At 35.0% G+C, this 20,259-nt stretch carries 20 protein-coding genes and 2 pseudogenes; 11 read left to right on the top strand and 11 right to left on the bottom strand.

The window, feature by feature from the left end:
* The first annotated feature begins 136 nt into the window (after nucleotides 1-136).
* Nucleotides 137-1,093 (top strand): MBL fold metallo-hydrolase, encoded by a 957-nt coding sequence (locus tag AMS59_RS12885; RefSeq protein ID WP_053484124.1) that lies wholly within the window; start codon nucleotides 137-139, stop codon nucleotides 1,091-1,093.
* A 41-nt stretch (nucleotides 1,094-1,134) separates the two neighbouring features.
* Here AMS59_RS12885 and AMS59_RS12880 read toward each other — a convergent pair whose 3' ends face one another.
* A complete protein-coding gene (locus AMS59_RS12880; RefSeq protein WP_053484123.1) occupies nucleotides 1,135-1,635 on the bottom strand; it encodes an NUDIX hydrolase in 501 nt (166 codons plus the stop codon).
* Nucleotides 1,636-1,852: 217 nt separating this feature from the next.
* Here AMS59_RS12880 and AMS59_RS12875 point away from each other — a divergent pair, with 217 nt between their 5' ends.
* Entirely contained in the window at nucleotides 1,853-2,683 is an 831-nt protein-coding gene (locus tag AMS59_RS12875; RefSeq protein ID WP_234007762.1) for an MBL fold metallo-hydrolase, read from the top strand.
* Between the two features lie 74 nt (nucleotides 2,684-2,757).
* Nucleotides 2,758-2,932, top strand: a pseudogene (locus AMS59_RS25220) (IS1595 family transposase); the annotation flags it as partial.
* Between the two features lie 179 nt (nucleotides 2,933-3,111).
* Here AMS59_RS25220 and AMS59_RS24275 read toward each other — a convergent pair.
* From AMS59_RS24275 to AMS59_RS12865, 5 genes and pseudogenes are all read right to left on the bottom strand, one after another.
* A complete protein-coding gene (locus AMS59_RS24275) occupies nucleotides 3,112-3,231 on the bottom strand; it encodes a YjcZ family sporulation protein (protein WP_082337482.1) in 120 nt (39 codons plus the stop codon).
* Between the two features lie 410 nt (nucleotides 3,232-3,641).
* A complete protein-coding gene (locus AMS59_RS24270) occupies nucleotides 3,642-3,782 on the bottom strand; it encodes a YjcZ family sporulation protein (RefSeq protein WP_082172660.1) in 141 nt (46 codons plus the stop codon).
* A gap of 476 nt (nucleotides 3,783-4,258) precedes the next feature.
* Nucleotides 4,259-4,366 (bottom strand): annotated as a pseudogene (locus tag AMS59_RS26995) (NUDIX domain-containing protein); the annotation flags it as partial.
* Nucleotides 4,367-4,512: 146 nt separating this feature from the next.
* Nucleotides 4,513-4,956 carry a PH domain-containing protein gene (locus AMS59_RS12870; RefSeq protein ID WP_053484122.1) on the bottom strand — a complete coding sequence of 148 codons (444 nt, stop codon included), beginning with the start codon at nucleotides 4,954-4,956 and terminating at the stop codon, nucleotides 4,513-4,515.
* Nucleotides 4,957-5,210: 254 nt separating this feature from the next.
* Nucleotides 5,211-7,034, bottom strand: a complete 1,824-nt coding sequence (locus AMS59_RS12865) for a DNA ligase D (protein WP_053484121.1) — start codon at nucleotides 7,032-7,034, stop codon at nucleotides 5,211-5,213.
* Nucleotides 7,035-7,138: 104 nt separating this feature from the next.
* On the opposite strand from AMS59_RS12865, the gene AMS59_RS12860 reads away from it, so the two are divergent.
* A complete protein-coding gene (locus AMS59_RS12860) occupies nucleotides 7,139-7,957 on the top strand; it encodes a Ku protein (protein ID WP_053484120.1) in 819 nt (272 codons plus the stop codon).
* 44 nt (nucleotides 7,958-8,001) lie between these two features.
* Here AMS59_RS12860 and AMS59_RS12855 read toward each other — a convergent pair whose 3' ends face one another.
* Complete coding sequence (locus tag AMS59_RS12855; RefSeq protein WP_053484119.1) at nucleotides 8,002-8,505, bottom strand: AAA family ATPase; 504 nt, start codon at nucleotides 8,503-8,505, stop codon at nucleotides 8,002-8,004.
* Between the two features lie 362 nt (nucleotides 8,506-8,867).
* On the opposite strand from AMS59_RS12855, the gene AMS59_RS12850 reads away from it, so the two are divergent.
* The 5 genes from AMS59_RS12850 to AMS59_RS12830 all read left to right on the top strand — a co-directional run bounded on the left by AMS59_RS12850 (nucleotide 8,868) and on the right by AMS59_RS12830 (nucleotide 14,225).
* Nucleotides 8,868-9,911 (top strand): ArsR family transcriptional regulator, encoded by a 1,044-nt coding sequence (locus AMS59_RS12850; protein ID WP_053484118.1) that lies wholly within the window; start codon nucleotides 8,868-8,870, stop codon nucleotides 9,909-9,911.
* Complete coding sequence (locus AMS59_RS12845) at nucleotides 9,908-11,134, top strand: MFS transporter (protein WP_053484117.1); 1,227 nt, start codon at nucleotides 9,908-9,910, stop codon at nucleotides 11,132-11,134. Before AMS59_RS12850 ends, AMS59_RS12845 begins: the two co-directional genes overlap by 4 nt.
* Before the next feature lie 315 nt (nucleotides 11,135-11,449).
* The gene (locus AMS59_RS12840; protein ID WP_053484116.1) at nucleotides 11,450-12,205 is read left to right on the top strand and encodes a class I SAM-dependent methyltransferase; all 756 of its coding nucleotides are present in this window, start codon (nucleotides 11,450-11,452) and stop codon (nucleotides 12,203-12,205) included.
* A 78-nt stretch (nucleotides 12,206-12,283) separates the two neighbouring features.
* Nucleotides 12,284-12,982, top strand: coding sequence for a DJ-1/PfpI family protein (locus tag AMS59_RS12835; protein ID WP_053484115.1), 699 nt, complete (start codon nucleotides 12,284-12,286; stop codon nucleotides 12,980-12,982).
* A gap of 220 nt (nucleotides 12,983-13,202) precedes the next feature.
* Nucleotides 13,203-14,225, top strand: a complete 1,023-nt coding sequence (locus AMS59_RS12830; RefSeq protein WP_156304640.1) for a serine hydrolase — start codon at nucleotides 13,203-13,205, stop codon at nucleotides 14,223-14,225.
* A gap of 19 nt (nucleotides 14,226-14,244) precedes the next feature.
* Here AMS59_RS12830 and AMS59_RS12825 read toward each other — a convergent pair whose 3' ends face one another.
* The gene (locus AMS59_RS12825; RefSeq protein ID WP_053484114.1) at nucleotides 14,245-14,778 is read right to left on the bottom strand and encodes a dihydrofolate reductase family protein; all 534 of its coding nucleotides are present in this window, start codon (nucleotides 14,776-14,778) and stop codon (nucleotides 14,245-14,247) included.
* A gap of 101 nt (nucleotides 14,779-14,879) precedes the next feature.
* On the opposite strand from AMS59_RS12825, the gene AMS59_RS12820 reads away from it, so the two are divergent.
* Nucleotides 14,880-15,824: a YafY family protein gene (locus tag AMS59_RS12820; protein ID WP_053484113.1), complete on the top strand. Its 945-nt coding sequence runs from the start codon at nucleotides 14,880-14,882 to the stop codon at nucleotides 15,822-15,824.
* 93 nt (nucleotides 15,825-15,917) lie between these two features.
* Entirely contained in the window at nucleotides 15,918-16,976 is a 1,059-nt protein-coding gene (locus AMS59_RS12815; protein WP_053484112.1) for a DUF418 domain-containing protein, read from the top strand.
* A gap of 244 nt (nucleotides 16,977-17,220) precedes the next feature.
* Here AMS59_RS12815 and AMS59_RS12810 read toward each other — a convergent pair whose 3' ends face one another.
* The 3 genes from AMS59_RS12810 to AMS59_RS12800 all read right to left on the bottom strand — a co-directional run bounded on the left by AMS59_RS12810 (nucleotide 17,221) and on the right by AMS59_RS12800 (nucleotide 20,146).
* Nucleotides 17,221-17,613, bottom strand: a complete 393-nt coding sequence (locus AMS59_RS12810) for a RidA family protein (RefSeq protein WP_053484111.1) — start codon at nucleotides 17,611-17,613, stop codon at nucleotides 17,221-17,223.
* A 202-nt stretch (nucleotides 17,614-17,815) separates the two neighbouring features.
* Nucleotides 17,816-19,324 carry a serine hydrolase domain-containing protein gene (locus tag AMS59_RS12805; protein ID WP_053484110.1) on the bottom strand — a complete coding sequence of 503 codons (1,509 nt, stop codon included), beginning with the start codon at nucleotides 19,322-19,324 and terminating at the stop codon, nucleotides 17,816-17,818.
* A gap of 210 nt (nucleotides 19,325-19,534) precedes the next feature.
* On the bottom strand, nucleotides 19,535-20,146 hold the full coding sequence (locus tag AMS59_RS12800; protein WP_234007760.1) for a flavin reductase family protein: 612 nt from the start codon (nucleotides 20,144-20,146) through the stop codon (nucleotides 19,535-19,537).
* Between the last annotated feature and the right edge of the window lie 113 nt (nucleotides 20,147-20,259).

The raw sequence follows: 20,259 nt of genomic DNA, 5'->3' as shown, positions 1-20,259 counted from the left end.
GATGCCCATCTTTTCCTCCGTTTACGTTTGGAAACAGGTCATTGATTTTGTCATCCCCGGATTTTGGTGATGAGCCCTAAAAATTGCATATTAGAGAATATTTTACAGTCAACTAAAACGAAGGGGGATTATTTACATGGGGAGAGTCCAACAACTTGCACCAAATTTTTATTGTATTGATACACACGATTTAAATCGGGATCAGCGCACAAGCTCTTATTTGCTTATCGATGAAAAAATTACATTAATCGAGACTTCTGCTAGTCCTTCTATGCCATATATAATAGAAGGTTTAGATGAGTTACATATTGATTTAGAGGATATTCAGTATGTAATTGTTACGCATATTCATTTAGACCACGCTGGTGGTGCAGGCTTGTTTTTACAAAGCTGTCCAAATGCTACATTCGTTGTGCATCCACGAGGTGTATCTCATATGGTGGATCCTAGTCGTCTAATCGCAAGTGCAAAAAGTGTTTACGGAGCAGAATTTGATCGTCTTTTTGATCCGATTTTACCTATCGATGCTGAGCGCATTATAGAAATGGGACATGAGGAAGTACTATCTTTAGGTCAACATCAGCTAACGTTTTATCATACTGAAGGTCATGCAAAGCATCATGTATCCATGCTTTATTCCGCTACGAATGGATTGTTTGTTGGAGATACAACTGGTGTACGATATCCAGAGATGGAGGGCGAATCAATTGATTTAATCATTCCGTCCACTTCACCGAATCAGTATGACCCAGATACAATGGAGCAATCTATCCAGCTTTACGAAAAATTAAATGCTACAGAATTATATTTCGGTCATTTCGGTGCATATAAAAATCCAACTGAAGCTTACAAACAAGTGCGCTACTGGACACCGCTGTTTTTAGCTGAAGGAAAAAAGGCGTTAACGGTATCTAGCGATTTTAAAGAGCAAGTACAATTTTTAGATGGTCGCTTAAAGAAGCTTTTGTATAACTACTTACAGGAAAATGGCATCGCAGAAAATCACCCGGTTTATCAAACCATCCCATTCGATACAATTGTTTCGGCAATGGGGATTCTGGATTACTTAGAGAAAAAGAATTCCAAAAATTAAAGCAGACTTAACTGGAGAGGAATAATCCTCTCTATTTTCTTTTATGTTCTTTTTTCTTCAACGGTTACGAAATGTTTGATTTCCGCAGGCAAGCAAGCGAGTTCTGATTTAAAGAACTCTGGGAATAGAAAGGTATCCTGAAGATTCGAAATAGGTAACCATTCTAACCTTTCTTCAATACCATCACTGGTGTAGCTTTCACACATCACTTCGACTTCATTTGATTTCATTAAATAAAAGAATGATATTTCATGAAATTGCGTTTCTCCATATGGACCACTTTGAATGGGAAAAAAGTTTTCATGAATAAACACTAAACGGTCAACTTCAAAATGCACTTTAGTTTCTTCAAAGCATTCGCGGATGATGGCTTCTTCTAACGTTTCCTGTAATTTCACTCTTCCCCCAACGGAGTAATAGTATGGGTCGCGATTATTTTTAACCATCAGCACTTTATTATCTCGGAGAATGATTGCGCCCACCCTCATATTGAACACACCATCTTTAGTTGGGAATGTGATGTCTTGCTTTTCTTTATCCATCTGAATCTCCTACCTTTCAAATGTTAATTCTATCATTCTATGTAGCCATCTTTTTTAAATCTTAGAGGTATTGTTTTAATCATTATAGAATATAGAAAATATAAAAAACTAAATAAGAGGTGAATTAATTGAACAATGCATTTTGTAGTAAACACTTTCAGCTAGCCAAATTGGTAAAGGTATTTATACCGCAATAGCCAAAGAAGGTAGCGGGGCTGTGGGAAATGCAGGTTTTGTCGATCTAGGTGATAAAGTTATCGTTTTTGATACATTTAACACCCAACAAGCATCTGAAGACTTAAAGCTCATTGCTGAAAAAACAACTAACCGAGCTGTTACATGTGTCGTTAACAGTCATTGGCATGGTGACCATATTCGAGGCAACCAAACATTTAAAGATACCATTATTATCTCAAGCGAAATTACATACTCAAAAATAAGAGACGTTCACCCCTTAAGATTTAGTAAACAAAAAAGTGATATTCAAGGATTAAAAACCTATATTCAATCCTTAAAAGAACAGCTACATCAAACCAACGACCCCACTATACAATACCAAATAAATTCTCTAAATGAATTAAAAGAATCATTACCAACCTTGGAATTAGTTTTACCGAACCAAACGTTTAACAATGAAATAACCTTTCAAGGAACGAAACGCTATGCAAAGCTTTTCACGTTAGGAGGAGGCCATTCATTTTGTGATGCAATGCTTTATATTTCTGATGAGAAAGTAATTTTTATGGGTGATTTATTATTTGTGAATTGTCACCCAACATTTTTTGAAGAGTCTGATCCTGTGAAATGGAGCAATATTTTAATAAAAGTTGAACAACTAGATATCGACGTGGCTGTACCAGGACACGGTCCAACTGGTACAAAAGCAGATATCTCAAAAATAATCAATTATATTTCTCAACTAACTACTATTGCAGAACAGAGTAAACAAAATGAGGAGATCTCAATTCCTGAAATCTTTAAAGGTTGGCGTTCACCAGAGATTTACCAACAAAATATAAAACGACTAAGAGAATTGTCAAATCAATAAAACTAAGTGGAGCTTTATTCTTAAGCTCGATTAAAAACCTCACATCAAATCTAATATATAATTTAAAAAGACTCCTGAAAATTGCTATATTTGTAGCCCAAGATCGAAATAACAATATTATTGCGAGGATGGCGGGTAGATGTCGTGTGAAAGCAGAAGAAATTGATGATTATCGGGGATTATATAGCTCATTCTTCTTTGTTATGCACGGATACAGCTACCTACTATAAAAAATTTGCAGCAGCAAAAGATGAATGAAAATCTGAAGGAAATTGTGCAGTAAGTGAGGTGTGAACTAAATATGTATATGAGGAAAGAAACTATAAAAAGGGCCACTCGGTGGAAAGTGACCCTAAACCCAAAAATCAGAAGGGAGGTGCATACTATTATTATTTATTGACCATCATAGCTATCAACAGATGTTTTTGTTAATACGATCTATTCATGAAACTAGCACCGACAATAATTAGAAGAATGAACAGTACAACGATAAAAGCGAATGGGTTTCGTTCGCGACGTTCTTCGCGAAATTCTCCGCAGTATTCCATAAAATATCCCTCCTTTCTATAATCTATAATATGTATAGTAGTAAAAATGAGGGGTGGCATTAATCTTATTAATATTTTCTTTTGCAAAATATATAATCATATCACGTATTTTGAGGGATAAACGATAAAAATGCGAAATAGGAGGTTTCCGCTTTTGAAGAAAAGACAGAAAAGGAACGATTAAAGGAACATTTAATAGCGCTTGCTAAATGGCAGAGAGTTCAAATATAAAGAAGCGAAAGAAGAATGGGTAAAAGATACGTATGCTGGTTTAGGAACAGCTTATACAAAGTATTATTTGAAAGGTATCCTGAATCACCCTATACTTAAAGGATTATATTAATACTGACCAAGAGGAAAGTAACTATAAAAGGGTCACCAGGCTGGGGGCGACCCTTAAATCGGAAATGTTAATATCCAGTCATGAATGTAGCGCCGACAATAATTAGAAGAATAAATAGAACAACAATTAAGGCAAATGTAGAACCATTACCGCCGCCGTAATAGCCGCAGTTATTAATGCCACCAACATTTCCACCATAGTATCCCATAAAGCACACCTCCTTTCTACAATATATAATATGTTGGCTGCGGAGAAGGAGTATGGTTGTTAAACCATTGAGCTATAGGCATTAAAAAATATATTTTTGTGAGATAAAACCATAAAAAAAGGGCCACTTGGGATGGAGTGACCCTTAGTAAAAAGAATAGGAGGTGTAAGGCTAAATTAGCTTTACCTTACTATTATTATGATGTGATAGCTATGTTTGTATAGTGAATTGCCTGTGAAATAGATATAAAAAAATAAAAGTACAGCTTTAAATAAATTCACAAACAATAAATAAGGTTATCCACTACTTATTACGAATATCCAAGAATTTATGAGAAGGTCATATTTAAACTAACTGAGTACTTTCATTAAAAATTCGGTTTGCGAAATATCAAAACAAAAAGATAGAGTTCATTCTCTATTTGTAGATTTAACCTGTCTTTATGTTTTAATACAACAAGCTTTTAGAAAACAGCCTTAATATCCAGTTTCTTTAAACAACTCTCTTTTTGCAGTTTCATGAATCTTCTCACCTGTTTCTCTGTGACCACCAGGTATCTCCCAAGATTGGTCTAACATAAACCCATTGTCCCTGGTAACAAGCGTTTATCACAGAAAATTCTAACTTTTCATCATTTACTGAACCAATATCATAAAATTCGATTTTCATTTTTCATTTGCATAGGTTTTATAGGCTCCCCAAAGAATTACTGATAAACAAATTTAACCAATTACTCAAATTGTTGATTCTGCGAAATATGTGCATTAGGACATCGTTTTTTTAACTCTATAATAAAGTTCATTTTATCTTCCGGTAAAATTTTTATACTACCGTGAGCTGCTGTTTTGTAAAATATTTCCAGTCCCTTATCAGATGATGAAATTAGATAACCAGTATACTTATCTGTCGTTGGAGAAACCCTTGTTATACTTTGATACGGAATCTTACTTTTGAATGGTCCACCTTTAATTAAAAGATAATTTTCACAGAAAACAAACTTGATAGAATTTGCGTACCACCATACAAAAACTACTGAAACAATAAAGAACGTAGACATAATAATAACAGTTGATAAAGATATGATGAACAGAAGCAGTGATATAGCCCCAAATATCCAAACCAATAAAAAAATAGTTATTGCTAAAATAATATCTGTTTTTGCATGATAAACCATAAGAGTTATCCCACCTTTCTTATTAATTTTCGCTAAATAATCACCAATTTAACGAACAGAAATAATAAGTAGACTAAGTCAACCTTATAAGTAATTTAACATTATTTTTTGATTTATCAAACAAAACTAAAAACTATTCAGAGACATAGATTACAAAAAGGAATAATAAGTTTGTAAGCATCGACAATAAGCCGATGCTTTTTGCTTTTATCGAAGTTTTGCTCCTATCTGCCTGTTCATACTTAGTTAGCACATCATTGCTCTTTTAATCGCTCTAACGCTGATTGGAAATTCTGACTCTCCCCTACTTGACGGAAATTTTTAAATGGGTTGCTCACTTTCTTCACTCGCTCCAGTACAGCGGGAATAGTAAAGAGGTCTGGAGTTAAATGCTCATTAACCTCTTCCCAATGTAATGGCGTTGCCACTAAGCCCTTTTCATTGCCACGAGTTGAATATGGAGCAATAATCGTCTTGCCTTCAGCATGCTGCACATAATCTAAATATAATTTTTGATGTCTATTCTTCTTTAAGCGCTCGATCGTATACAATTCCGGTTTTTGCTCACATAAAAAACGACTGATAAATTCAGTAAATACTCGCACCTCTTCGTAGGAAAATGCATTTTCAGGTAACGGTATATATAGCTGTAATCCTTTACCTCCTGACGTTTTAACAAAAGATTGCAACTTAAAATAATCGAACATTTCCTTTAAATCCAGTGCTCCAGTAACAGCAAGTGAAAATTGCTCAACGGAAGGAGGATCTAGATCGAAGACAATCTCAGTCGGACACTCTGTTTGCAACGTTTGGAATGGTATATGAAGCTCTAGTGCAAGCTGATTACCTAGCCACAATAATGCTTCAAGATTGTTACATACTAGATAATGAATATCGTCCATCCATCCAGTAGAAACAAATTCAGGTATTTTTTCTGGACTACTTTTTTGATAAAAGCTTTCCCCTGGCACCCCATGTGGAAATCGAATTAACGTAAGTGGTCGATTTCGCAAAAAAGGTAGCAAATACGGAGAAATCATTTGCAAATAGTGCAAATAACCATCCTTCGTAATACCGATTTCAGGCCAAACAGGCTTGTCAGGATGCGTAATCTGAACAGTATCTGGAATAGGAAAAAGTTGACGCTGTATGTGCTGCCAATGACAATCCTCTGGCAACATCTCCAGTCGAAATGCATGGAAACGCGGTTCTCGACATTTGCTTCCATCGAAATCAATACAGGCGATATCAAGACAAATGGATGGCTCCAGCTCCCATGTTTCATTATTCCGCTGTCCATTCGCTTGAAAAAAAGCAATGAGTGTTTTCCGCTCTTCCTCTGACATTCCATGTTTAAAAATAACTACTTCTACTAGCTCCCCCTGTTGATAAATACTGCCATGAAAATAACCATTTCCATGATCATATTTCGTCACTATGACCGTTACATATCTCCAATTCTTTATTTTTAACCAATGTGTCGAGCGTGTATCTCCCATCCATTTACTTGTTTTCTTCTTGGCAACCATTCCCTCTCCATTGTAAACCTTAATAGCCTGCCAAAGAGGCTCACTATGCTCCTCACTGCTAATCACTTGCAAAGGACATGGATCCTCATAATCGACAGTCACAGAAATTTTTAAAGTCGTAAAAAGCTTAGAAAGTTGCTGTTTGCGTGTTTTTAAATATTTTTTTGTCAGCGACTCCCCTTTATAGCTCAGCAAATCAAACGCAATATAATGACAAGGAAAGTCTTTTGCATGAGTAGCAATCACTTCTTTGTTTTGCATGCGCCCTCTTTTTTGGACAATCGAAAAATCGCTTTTAAAGTTATTTGTTAAATAAACTAATTCACCATCAAATGTTAATGGTAAAAACTTTTTAACTTTATTAAATATACTTTTACAAAAATCGAGTATCTCTGGAAACAAGTGATTTAAGTTGTTGCCATTCCTGCTTATTAACATCGGCTGTTCGTCCCAAACTAACATACATCTAAATCCATCATATTTTGTTTCGTACATCCATTCCTCACCAATAGGCGTATCGAGCACTTCCGTTAATAGCATTGGTTTCATATGAATACCTACTTTGCTTTTTACCTACAGTTTTTGACGATTTCACTTTAAGATACATAAAAATAAGCAAAATATATCATAGTAAGAAAAACGAGGTGATACAAATGCATACAGTTTGGAAAGGCAGTATCTCATTTGGACTTGTTAATATACCAGTGAAACTACATGCTGCAACTGAAAATAAAGACATTAAACTGCGACAGCTCCATAAAGAATGTCATACACCTATTAGCTATAAAAAGGTTTGTGAAGGCTGTAATCAAGAAGTTAAAGATGAGGATATTGTCAAGGCTTATGAATATGCCAAAAATAAGTTTGTCGTATTAGATCAAGATGAATTAGAGAACTTGCGGAAGGAAAATGAAGATAAGGCCGTTGAAATCATTGATTTTGTGAAATTAACTGAAATCGATCCTATTTATTTTGAACGCACTTATTTTTTATCCCCTGATTCGACTGGCGGAAAGGCTTATGCCCTATTACGTCAAACATTAGAACAATCAGGAAAAATAGGTGTGGCCAAAATTATTATTCGTTCAAAAGAGCAATTAGCAATTGTCCGTGTTTATCAAAATGCATTAGTAATGGAAACGATTCATTACCCTGATGAAGTAAGGAGTGTAGCTGATGTTCCAAGTATTCCAAGTGAACAAAACATTGTTCCAAAAGAGCTAGAAACCGCCCTTATGCTAGTCGATCAATTAACAACAGAATTCAATCCTGAAAAATATACAGACGACTATCGCAATGCTTTAATGGAGCTTATAGAGGAGAAAAAAGCTACAAATACAATCTCGACTAGCGATAAACGACCAGTACCTGATAATGTTACGGACTTAATGACAGCACTTCAAGCTTCCTTAGAAAAAACGAAAAAGCCAACAACGAGAAAACGAGCAACGAAAACGAAGAAAAATGCTTAATAAATACACGTAAGAAGCGTATCCACTGGTTTTGGATACGCTTTTTAAAATAATTCTCTTTTATTTGTTATAACTAATAGCTTGTCACTATACATTCCATATTTCTGATAAAAATTAGGTTTGCTGATCTCCTCAAAATGCCGGTTCCATTTAAACATTTTAATGAATATCGCAAAAGTTGGTGTGTAATTGGACTTTTCCAACCCGAGTTTTTGTAAAGTAAATCTCTTTATTATTCGATAGATTCTGATGAAATAATTTGTATCTAAGAAAATAATTAACTCGGCATTCGACAAGCTTTCTGCTACCCAGTCCTCATTATGAACGCCCTCAATAATCCACGCATTCGTAAAAATAATATTATTTAAATAATCAACTTTTTGTGGATCGGTTCTTCTACTATCACCAGAATTTTGTCTTTTCCAAACAACATTATCTAATTCATAATAAGGAATATTTAATGTCGCGGATAATTCTTTCGCTAACGTTGTTTTCCCACTCCCAACAGAGCCAATGATATGTATTTTTTGAGGAAATTTATTGCTCAAATGAACCCTCCTATTCATCTTTATAGATTTAATATTACGTGTCATAACCCAAATTTTAAAGAACGTTTGTTAAAAGAACCATTATTAGTTGATTGGAGTGGAGGCTGGACGACACCTTGGAGATCAGCGTCACAGATGAGACCCTGAAGCGAGCATGCAGAGGAACGAAGGCGCCAGCCGGAACGGAAATCAACTTCACATGTCACTTTAGGTTCATTCAGATGGTATTCCCTTCCAAGAATCGAATATAGATACAAACTTTGTTACAAGAAAAGTTATTTTTATTCTAAATTAATTGAATTTAATATTCGATTAATTTAGAATAAAAGAATAAAAGAAATACATAATGAGGAGGCTTTTTTATGAAACATCTTTATTCCCCACAGTCAATTGAAACCATTTCCTTACAAGTAGAATCTTCACCTGTTTGGGAAGTGATTCTTGGTATTGCAGGATACACACATGCACAACTTCGACATACATTCGATTTAGATGAACAGTGGACATCAGAGCAAGATTCAATGCCTTCATCATTATTAAAGCATTTGAAGGTGATCGAGGAGACCAATTTATGGTATGGGCTGATTATGCTTCAAGACAAACTATCCGCATCGTCTGTTCAAGATTTTTCGAATCAACTTTCAAAAATCCCAATCGATTGTTTTTATGACATACTTTTGCCGTACAAAGATCGGCATACAGAGCCCATAAGAAAAGCGACAGCCACTGAACATCATCGAGGTGAATTGTTTGAGAAGTATGCTACATTTTTTGAAAACCACGACTATTTAGGTGGTTATGTGCGTAATCTTAGTTACTATTCACAACAAGAAATTTGCGATCTATTCAACAATACATTATATGAGTGGTACAAGTGGGTAAGCCAAAAAGATGAATGGGAAAAGTGGATGCAGGCACTTGCTTTCGAGCAGAGGCAATACAGATTATTGGATATTACAAAGCCTACTGAGGAAATAGAACGAATTACAGGTGGAATCAAGTATCTTCCTGAACCTTCTATCTGGAATGTCAAATTAATTCCACATGTATCATATCGTCCGTGGATTTTAGAAAAACGCACACCTGATACTAAACTTTTCTTTTATCCTTTGAAGGAGGAATATTTGTTGGAGCCAGGTGTTCCATCGAATGAATTAATCCGTGGTCACAAGGCGTTGGGGGATGAACTTCGATTGAAATTGCTTTATCAGCTTCTAAAGGGACCTTTATCACTACAAGAGATGAGCGTGCAGTTTAATACGTCTAAAACAACTCTACATCACCAACTTTCTATATTAAAAGCAGCAAAGTTTATTCGTGTTGATAAAGGGATCTATTCGGCAAATCTAACGCAGATTAACACTTTTTCTGGACGGCTCACTCAGTACCTTGGAGTTCACATATGAAGAAGTTCTCTAAGTCATTTAAAGCACTTTGGATAGGTGAAGTCATATCAGAATTTGGTGGAGCCGCTGGGGGAATCATTAATGGATTGTTACTGTATGAAGTGACAGGATCAAAGGAATGGATGGGTGTACTCTGGCTAGTTTATTTTATCCCTTCTTTAATTTTGCAAGGTATTAGTGCACCGTTCCTAAACCATGTTGTGAAGGAAAAAATGCTTCGAAACATACAGCTGATTCGTGCTGGAGCCTACATTCTACCACTAGTTGGTTATTTAATTGGTTCAGACGTGGGAACTATTTTAGGCTTAGTCGTTTTACAGTGTTTATTAGGTTTGATGCAACCGATTTACGCAAGTCTATCTTTTTCACTTTTACCTGACCTTTGTAAAGAGAATGAACTTATTGAAGCAAATGCATTACTAGATGGAACTATTCGACTTATGAGTTTTATCGCTCCTGGTGCAACTTCATTATTTCTAATAGTCAGCCCTATACATTACATATATGGATTTTCATCTATTATGTTCCTTGCTAGCTTTCTCGCACTTTCACGTATCCCTCAATCAAGTACAAAGAAAGTGGCAACTTGGTCAAAGAAATTTTGGTGGGCAGAAATGAAGGAAGGCTATCGAACATTCTTTAAATATCCGCAGCTTTTGCGACTCACCATTCTTTCTTCTACGGTACAATTTGCGGTTGGAGCAACGATGGTTTTAAGTATTCCTTTCATACGTGGAGACCTTAATGGTCACTCGTGGGAATATGCAATCTTTTCCGGGGCTTTTCCAGTCGGTTATGCCGTAGGTACGGTACTACTTACAAAATTACCGAAAACCTATCAAACGATGTATCTCGGTTTAATCGGAGGTGGCCTTTCATTCGTACTCTTGTTTTTTGTAAATTCAATTCCAATTGCATGGATGTGTGAATTGTTTGGCGGATTGGTATTTCCTTTATTCAATGCCCAAAGTGCAGCAATTTTTCAGCGTGAGGCTCCTAGAAATCGTTTAACCCAACTAAGTGCAGTTCGATTACTATTCCTTCGAGTTACCATGCCTTTAGGGATATTGTTTGCTTCCTCATCATTTTTAGATTTAAGTACGCGTCAAATATATGCGATTGTTGGTATGGTAATTGTATTGCCTGGATTACTTCACTTCTTTGCTTCATTTTCCCACTCCCATAATAATTTACTTGCGAAAAAAAAACAAAAAACAAGTTAACGAAAAAGCGTATGTTCAAAATCTGTAACATACGCTTTTTTTCGAAAATATAATCTATTTAACTCTATTAAACCGTCTAATGCTCCTTCATTAGGTGATTTTAGTCCATTGAATTGCTATATTTATTCCCCTAAAGTATGAAAAATCGTCTTTCTTCATGTCGAGTTAAACACTTGAAATATACGCAAATTATCGGTCAAAGTGATCCGGAACGGAAATCAACCCCGCAATGGTGCGAATCTAATTTGTGCGAATATTGAATTTATTGTACAATATCCCTAAAATAAAAATAAAGTTGAAGGAGCTAAATTGTATATGTATCAAAATGAATTTAGTGGAAATTTAGAGAAATATAAAGACCCTATTGAATATGATAAGCTTCATGAAAATTACAACGTGGATCTACATTTTATTGAAAATCTTCTTAGTAAGAATAGCAATACGATAATTGAATTAGCTTGTGGGACAGGTCGATTAGCTATTCCCCTTGCCAAACAGGGACATGAAGTATATGCAATTGATATTCATGAAGGAATGATTCAGCAAGCCATTGAAAATGCAAAAAATGAGAATATTGATGTACATTTCACTGTGCAAGACTGCACACAACTTAATTTACCAATCACATCAAATTTTATTTATATGACAGGTAATTCATTTCAACATTTTTTAAGTAATGCAAGTCAAAATGCTTTATTCCAATCCGTTAAACAACACCTACATCCTGGAGGAGAATTTGTATTCGATACGCGAAACCCTATTCTAAGCGAGCTATCTATTGTAGATGAATACGAGGAAAGCTTGGTTACTAGCAAAGGTGAAAAACTAACCATTCAACATCATGAAGAATATGACCCTATCACACAAATCTTAACTTGTCGTTCTATCAATAAGTTAGAACATTCAACTTTCGAAGATTCAATTCGACTCCGCTATACATATCCAATGGAATTGAAGAGGCTATTAGAACAAAATGGGTTCGACTTGTTACACCTGTATGGATCATGGAACAAAAATGACTTTACAAAAGATAGTATATCTATGATTGTACATGCACAATTGAAAAAATAAGGCTGCTTTCGAAAAGATGTTAACTAGGATATTGGTTATTTGTGAGTTAGTTTGTAGGAAAGGCGGTATAAAGTAAGTATGAAGGTAATCATCTTTTTATATGATGGAGTAACAATGCTGGATGCGATTGGGCCTTATGAAGTTTTAAAGAATATGGACGATACTGAGGTATTATTTGTCGCAGAGAAAACAGGAGAAATAAAAGCTGATTCAGGTTTTATAAACATTAATGTCAAACATAGTATCGATGATATAAAAGATGCAGATATTTTAATAATACCAGGTTCAACTATAGGGTTTATGCAGGAAATGAAAAATGGTAACGTTTTGGATTGGATAAGGGAAGTAGATAAAACGACTAAATGGACAACTTCTGTATGTACAGGTTCTTTATTATTGGCTTCAGCAGGTTTACTCAATGGATTAAAAGCTACATCGCATTGGAGAGTTATCAATTTGCTTACTAATTTTGGAGCAATTGCAACAAGAGAAAGAGTAATAGAACAAGGGAAATATATCACTGCATCAGGGGTATCTGCTGGTATTGATATGGCTTTACATTTATCTAATAAACTAGTGGGTGAAGATCAAACCAAAGCAATTCAGCTTACTATTGAATATGATCCGCAACCAATATATAATTCTGGTAATTTTTCAAATGCAGAAGAAAAAATCAAAAAAATCGCAGAGAAAAAATTATCAAAAGACGCACAAAAAGAACTTGGATTACTAGGTATGATTAAAAACTCAAAAAATATACTTAAGTTAATGAAATAAACTTTTATTGTTACAATTAAATAGTTTAATTCCTATTCCGCTAAAGGGTGCAAAAGTTACAGAAACAAGCTGTCATTTTGGCAGCTTTTCTTATTGCACTAAATGGCTATAGCAAACTAGAAGCAACAATCTTTTAGAAAAAACCAAAAAACAAATACCACTTCACAAACATCAGTTCCTTTTTTCTGTTATAATAAAGAAAAAATTAGGAGCTAAATTGATGATAAACATTCGTGAACGCATGGAGCATTACCATATAACAGGTTTAAGTCTTGTAGCTATCGATAAGGGAAAAATCAGTAGCACGGATCAATTTGGTGTTCTGGAGGCAGGTACCGATAAAAACATTGATGAGCACTCCATTTTCAACGCTTGCTCGATCAGTAAGTTTCTAACAAGCATTTTAGTGATGAAATTAATGGAACAAGGAATTGTAGATTTAGATGAAGATGTTAATAAAAAACTAGTGTCATGGAAGGTTCCTGACAGTCCATTGACAAAGCATAAAAAAGTTACATTACGCAACTTACTCTGCCATCAATCTGGTATTGTGGACCCTGAAGGCAGTTTTATGGAACTAGAATCTTTCAACGAAATACCGTCCATGGTAGAAATATTGAATGCTACAACGCCTTATTGCCCTACTACGATTGACGTGACTGTTGAACCTGAAAGTGAATTTCACTATTCTGATGCAGGCTTTTGTCTTGTTCAATTATTGATAGAAGATATAACGCAAAAACCTTTTTCTCATGTCATGGACGATTTTATTTTTAAGCCACTGCGTATGACGAACAGTACATTTTCTACCTCTCTTGCAACATCAAATTTAGATAATTTTGCATGTGGCCATGATCAATATGGAGCGTTAATTCCAGGGAAATATTCTATTTATCCTTATATTGCGGCATGTGGTATATGGACTACCCCTAGCGATTTAGCAAAATTATTACTGGATATTATGAATGCTGACAAAGGACAAAGTAAAGTTGGTATTACGTCAAAACAAGTAAAAGAACTATTCCACCCACAAGGTTGTAAAGAATGGACAGGTCTCGGCGTATTTCTAGATGGCACGGACGACAACCTTGAGTTTTCCTCTCTTGGCTGGGGTGTTGGGTTTCAATGTATGCTAGTCGCCTACCCTTACCTCCAGCAAGGAATTGTGATGATGACAAATACTGATACAGGTATGCATCAAATGAAAGGAATCATGGGGGAAATCTATCATTCGCTTTACTAATAACGGAAAAAGAGGCTGATCATCCAGCCTCTTTCTTCACCTTATAATGCATTTGCACCATTTGCCCAAAGCGTTGTGTATCTACTAACTCCAGGTCTTGAAATGGATTATTATCCTTAAACAATGGAATGCCAGAACCTAATAGGTGCGGTGTAACTGTAATAATTATTTCATCGATCAACTGTTCCTTTATAAAGGGATCGAGAATTCCCGCTCCACCAACCATCCAAATTTTAGAGCCTTCCTGTTCCCTTAATTTTTTCGTAAATGCTACAATATCTTCATTTACAAACTCAACATGTTCGTTTTGTCCACTTAGTGACGTTGTGAATACATAACATTTCTTATCGGGATATGGAAAAGGCTCAATATGGTCTACAACCCAATCATACGTTCTTTTACCCATAATAATGGTATCAATGGATTGATACATGTCTGAATAGCCAGCATCCCCTTCCCCCTCTGTTTCTTCTAGCCATTGTAAATCATCATTCTCTTTCGCAATAAATCCATCCAAACTAGTTGCAATAAATAAAATAATTTCTCGTGACATACCATCATCTCCTATTCTCTTTGTAAAACTTCTGAACAAGATCTATACTAAACAAAAAACATGACAACTACTGGCATGATTAAATGAAAAAAGGTGAGAAAATGTCAAAAGCAAAACGTCTATTAGATATCCTTCTGTTTGTGAGTGCAAAAAAGAAATTTACGGCACAGGAAATTTCAGATGAATTCAATATATCAATTCGCACGGTTCATCGATACATTTTAGATTTAAGCGATATGGGCTTGCCTATTTACGCAGAACAAGGACGAAACGGTGGCTATAGAGTCCTAACGAGCAGACTTCTTCCCCCTATTTTATTTACAGAAGATGAAGCTGTTTCGATTTTCTTTGCTTTCCAGTCACTTCTTTATTACCGTGATTTACCTTTTAATACGGAAATTAAATCCGCTTCCCATAAGCTTTATAGCTCTCTACAAGAAGAGGCGAAGCGGAAAGTGGATCAACTTCAATCCTACATCGCGTTTTGGAATCCAAAACGGGCGATTGAAACCCCTTTATTGAAAGCCGTTTTAGAGGTAGCCATTGAAAACAAAAATCTACATATTCACTATGAATCAAAATCAGGGACAACTACGAAACATATTCATCCAATCGGTGTGTATGCTCATGATGGGTTGTGGTATATGCCCGCCTTTGATTTCACAAAACAAAAAATTTTACTGTTTCGTGTAGACCGCATACTTTCCATTATAGAAAGTGAAGAAAACAAAGAAATATTTGTAAATTTGAAAGAATGGTTTAGTAGCACATATGAACATAAACAACCTATCCGTTTACATGTACTATTATCAAGTGAAGGCGTGCGACAATGCAAAAGCGATCCAAACCTTGAAGACTTAGTCGTCATAAAAGAAGATGGCACGGGTAATATTGACTCCATTATAGACAAAGGTGAGCTTAATTTTATTAGCCCCCTCTTTTATCGACTTGGTGTGCATGCTCAAATTGTAGAACCTAAAGAATTAATCAATATTTTACGACAGCAGGCAAAAGACATCCTATCTCTGTATCAAGAAAATGATTAATGTTATATGACGATTTTGTAAGATAGGTGTAACATTCATCGTTACTACTTTATGGATAATATCCTTATACTTTGTAAGTGAGGAGGAGATAACATGCAACCAATTGAATTAAACAAACGAATTGATACATTAGATTATTTAAGGGGATTTGCTTTATTAGGAATTATTTTAGTAAATATTCCAGCCTTAATGTGGATTAATCCACCAGAAACATCTATAGATATTGCATACAATAGATTTTTAATACTTTTTGTGGAAGGAAAGTTTTTCTCGATTTTTTCATTTTTATTCGGTGTAGGATTTTATATCTTTATTTCCCGAGCAATGGCTAAAAATAATAACGCTTATTTTTTATTTATTCGAAGAATTATTATTTTATTGTTAATCGGACTTGTACATTTTTATTTCCAACCTGGAGAAGCATTAACCGTCTATGCAATTTTTGGTTTAATAGCGTTGCCATTTTACAAAGTTCGAAAAGAAATAAACGTAACTATAGGGCTTATCCTATTAGCCGTAACAGCTTATTATGGCATCAAAATTGCTATGCCGTTTCCACTTATTTTACTAGGATTAGCTGCTGGGCAATATCGAGTTTTTGAAAAGATCAACGACAATCGTAAAAACATATGTTTCTTTACAGTTATAATGTGCTTTATCAGCATAGGGGGCTTGCTGTATCAATGGCATTATGTCCCAGAGGCAATGGCAATGGTGAACGTTGACAATATGACAACAGATGAATTTACTGAACATCTGACAAACATTGAAAAATTTTCATTAATCGGGCTTCAATTTAGCCCATTTGTATCAGCATTTTATGTAGGATCATTAATACTTTTACTGCAACACCCTGTATGCCAGGTTTTGCTTTCACCGTTAAAAAACTATGGCCGAATGGCATTAACAAATTATTTAGGACAAACAGCGCTAATCTTACTAATTGGCAATGCCTTTCACCTTACTGGCAACATTCGTTTTATCCAATCTCTTTGGATTTGCATTGGCATTTACATCTTCCAATTACTATTTAGCAAGATTTGGCTTACATTCTTTAAATTTGGACCATTAGAATGGTTGTGGCGCATGGGTACTTATTGGACAGTACCTTCATTATTAAAAACTTCCACAAACTCTAAGGAACGCCACTAAGTAGAAACTGTATAATTTGGTAAAGGGCGAACACCTAACAGATAGCTTTTATTCTTCATAATATAGTAATGTACCTAATTCGCTTCCAACTTGCTCACATCTTGGGCAAGAAACACACCCCCATCATTAAATCTTTATTTTTTGGTCACTTTTCTTAGGAAAGTGACCTTTTTTCTTTTCAAAGGCATCGATAATTTGCGTTAAAAAACCGACAAAATCATTAAAGATTTTGTCGGTACTCTGCTTATTTAGCAGCCCAAATATCTATTTCTAATTTAATATCAGGGAGTCCTAAAGCAGTAATATAGGCTATCGTCATAGAAGGATATGGATTTCCAAACATCGATCCCCATTGTTGATCGAAGTCATCCCAATCTATTTCCTCCGTTGCCCAAATATTGGCCTTCACCACATTGTCTGCGTTAAGTCCCTCTGTCTCCAATATTAATTGAATATTTTTTAATGTATTCTTAACCTGCTCTGTTAGTGATGATGGCAATTTACCGTTTACTCCAACTCCAATTTGTCCAGATAATGCGTATATTGTTGCATCCTTAGGAATTATTGTAAGATGGCTGTAATTGCCAACAGGACTAGGTACTTGGATTGGATTTTTACGTGTTATTTTATTATTCATGGTTAATCTCCTCTAGGTTTTTGTTTATTTTTCTAAAAAAGGGCAGACTCGTCCCTATAAACTTAATTTTAGAAAAAAACAGCAGTTGAGAACCCAATACCCATACTTAAAAAACGTAATGATCTTTTTTTCATTTGGATTCTCCCCTTTCACCTAAAGATATTTTTATATTACCATATTTTTTCATAAAACAATCAAATCTCTACATTTTTATATCTTTTTCCTTTTTGGTGAATATCTTCACTATTCCCAATAAACAATAAATCACAGCTGAAACTATAACACTATAAAATAGCACAGTGATTGAGGTTGGACCCCACACTTTAATAAACTCCCAATTTGATCCCTCTGGTAATAGTTTCGGGAACACAATGATAAGTGCAAAAATTAGTGCAACACTTAAAGAATGAAAGATTAATAAAAAACTCCTTTTTTTATTTAAAGATACTCTAATTCGTTGTTTTTTAACAATTTCCCTCAAAGTTGTTAGCAATAGAATACTTAAAAACATCCCCAAGCCTACAACAATAACACATATAAGTGAAATAATTTTATCCAAATTCTGAAAGATGTCAGAATGAATAGTATTTACCGTTTTCCCTTCCCACAAATCTATCACACCTTGACCTATCTCAGTTGTATAGCTCGAGTTCATATTGGATAATACGGCTACTCCTAATTGTTCATCGGGCTGCATGATGAAAAAAGATGAGAATGTTGGATTTTCACCAGCATGGGATATATATTGTTCTTCTTTTCCCATAACTCCCCATCCACTTGCATAGTATGTGTCCTTATCGAAAGGCTCTACAGATTGATCTGGGATATGCGATTCTTGAATAATTTTATAATCAATCGAATCAATTTGACTATTTCCTAACTGTAGCTTTAACCATTTTGCTATATCGCTTGCGTTACTTATTACATAACCTGCAGGTACATTTCCACGGTAGATCGGTGGTGTAAATTCCTGCTCTCTCATCAGTCCTATTTTATATCCCGTGGCCATCCCATTAGATTTAACTTGATGAATGCCAACAAATGTATCATTCATAGAGATTGGCTTTAATATTTGCTGTTTGATATACGTATCAAAGGGTTGTTTTGAAACCTTTTCAATAACGAGTCCCAAAACATCATAATTGATTGTTGCGTATTCAAATGAGCTACCTGGTTGTCTATCTAATGGCTGATCAAGCAATTTTTTCACCGTCAACTCAAGTGCATTCGGTTCGTTACTTTTTGGAATATTAGATATTGTGTTAGTAGCTATTCCACTTGTATGATACAGTAACTGATTAATAGTAATTGACTGAGGCTTCCCATTATATTTTAACTTTAACCAGGGGATATACTTTTGGACATCATCAGAACGTTTTAGTAAGCCTACCCTCTCCAATTGTAGAATGGCTAGTCCTGTGAATGCTTTCGATGTAGATCCTAGTTCAAATAATGTATTAGAGGTGACTGGTGTTTTTGACTGAACATCGGCATATCCAAAGCCTTTTTCATAAACCGTTTTCCCCTTCTCAACAATTACTAACGATATTCCTGGAATTTTACTAATCTCTTTTTGCTCTTTAACAAATTGATCAATCTTTTGGATTTTTTCATTTGAATCTGCATTAACGATTGTTGGCGTTAAACTATATAAGGTTACAATCATAGCTAATATAAACGTATAGATTTTTAATGATGGTTTCACTTTCATTTCTCCTTTAAGCTGGGTACAAGGTTAATATATCCCTTAATTTAACTATAACAAGGAATTAATACCACAACCATCGTTTTAGATGACTAAAAATATCACAATATTACAGTTTTGTAACGTACCGTGCTTTTAGGAAATCTTGAATAAACGCAAAAAGAACAGGTACCCATTAAAAAATGAGAGCCGACCCTTTTTTATGACTATTATGATTTATATTTCTGCCCTAAAAGCTTTCCCCAGCTGTTGTCCAAGCCCAAAATAATGGCGGAAATTATAAATAAGTGGACTCCATTTATTTGGATCAATATAATTTTCTTCAACAATAATTTCCTTATGAGCATGTACATGTATTACTTGTGTCTCAACAATGGCAAAAAAGGGAGCATGATCAGGGATCCGAATATGTTTTACTCTTGCCTCAAGTTGAATTGGACACTCTGCAATTCTTGTAGGCTTTACTGATGTAGACTCGGTTGGCGTTAAATTACTAATTTCATATTTTTCTTTTTCAAATGAAAATCCATTTGCTCTCTTATATTCAGGAACGGGGTTTTTCCCTGTAAAAGGAGCTAATTTTTCTACATTCCCCCATAATGAAGGATCCGGGACATTAATGACACATTCAGGTTGTCGTTCTAAATTTTCAATAGCTTTTCCCCCAAGTCCAATTCCTAAAATAATACAATCCCCTAACACCCATGATGATGAAAGAGGGCTTATATTTACTGTGCCGTCTTCATTTAGTGTAGTTAATAAGATCACAGGTGTTCCGTAGTATAGAATTTTTGGATGAATCATTTCTGTATCAGCGATTTGAGTCATTTTATCTCCTCCCATCTGTACTTTCAATTTTCATAGTAATCGAGTAGGAGGGAGTGACTAACTCCCGACCTCTCCAACCACCGTACGTACGGATCCGTATACGGCGGTTCAAT

It is taken from the genome of Lysinibacillus sp. FJAT-14745, assembly GCF_001275675.1.
GTDB lineage: Bacteria > Bacillota > Bacilli > Bacillales_A > Planococcaceae > Lysinibacillus.
This window is presented reverse-complemented; position numbering and strand designations above follow the sequence as displayed.

Coding starts and splice junctions, on each gene's coding strand:
- AMS59_RS12845 (WP_053484117.1), top strand. CDS start 9,908: ATGAAGAAGTTCTCTAAGTCATTTAAAGCACTTTGGATAGGTGAAGTC.
- AMS59_RS12825 (WP_053484114.1), bottom strand. CDS start 14,778: ATGTCACGAGAAATTATTTTATTTATTGCAACTAGTTTGGATGGATTT.
- AMS59_RS12820 (WP_053484113.1), top strand. CDS start 14,880: ATGTCAAAAGCAAAACGTCTATTAGATATCCTTCTGTTTGTGAGTGCA.
- AMS59_RS12885 (WP_053484124.1), top strand. CDS start 137: ATGGGGAGAGTCCAACAACTTGCACCAAATTTTTATTGTATTGATACA.
- AMS59_RS12805 (WP_053484110.1), bottom strand. CDS start 19,324: ATGAAAGTGAAACCATCATTAAAAATCTATACGTTTATATTAGCTATG.
- AMS59_RS12830 (WP_156304640.1), top strand. CDS start 13,203: ATGATAAACATTCGTGAACGCATGGAGCATTACCATATAACAGGTTTA.
- AMS59_RS12815 (WP_053484112.1), top strand. CDS start 15,918: ATGCAACCAATTGAATTAAACAAACGAATTGATACATTAGATTATTTA.
- AMS59_RS12850 (WP_053484118.1), top strand. CDS start 8,868: ATGAAACATCTTTATTCCCCACAGTCAATTGAAACCATTTCCTTACAA.
- AMS59_RS12835 (WP_053484115.1), top strand. CDS start 12,284: ATGAAGGTAATCATCTTTTTATATGATGGAGTAACAATGCTGGATGCG.
- AMS59_RS24275 (WP_082337482.1), bottom strand. CDS start 3,231: ATGGAATACTGCGGAGAATTTCGCGAAGAACGTCGCGAACGAAACCCA.
- AMS59_RS24270 (WP_082172660.1), bottom strand. CDS start 3,782: ATGGGATACTATGGTGGAAATGTTGGTGGCATTAATAACTGCGGCTAT.
- AMS59_RS12880 (WP_053484123.1), bottom strand. CDS start 1,635: ATGGATAAAGAAAAGCAAGACATCACATTCCCAACTAAAGATGGTGTG.
- AMS59_RS12870 (WP_053484122.1), bottom strand. CDS start 4,956: ATGGTTTATCATGCAAAAACAGATATTATTTTAGCAATAACTATTTTT.
- AMS59_RS12865 (WP_053484121.1), bottom strand. CDS start 7,034: ATGAAACCAATGCTATTAACGGAAGTGCTCGATACGCCTATTGGTGAG.
- AMS59_RS12800 (WP_234007760.1), bottom strand. CDS start 20,146: ATGACTCAAATCGCTGATACAGAAATGATTCATCCAAAAATTCTATAC.
- AMS59_RS12860 (WP_053484120.1), top strand. CDS start 7,139: ATGCATACAGTTTGGAAAGGCAGTATCTCATTTGGACTTGTTAATATA.
- AMS59_RS12840 (WP_053484116.1), top strand. CDS start 11,450: ATGTATCAAAATGAATTTAGTGGAAATTTAGAGAAATATAAAGACCCT.
- AMS59_RS12810 (WP_053484111.1), bottom strand. CDS start 17,613: ATGAATAATAAAATAACACGTAAAAATCCAATCCAAGTACCTAGTCCT.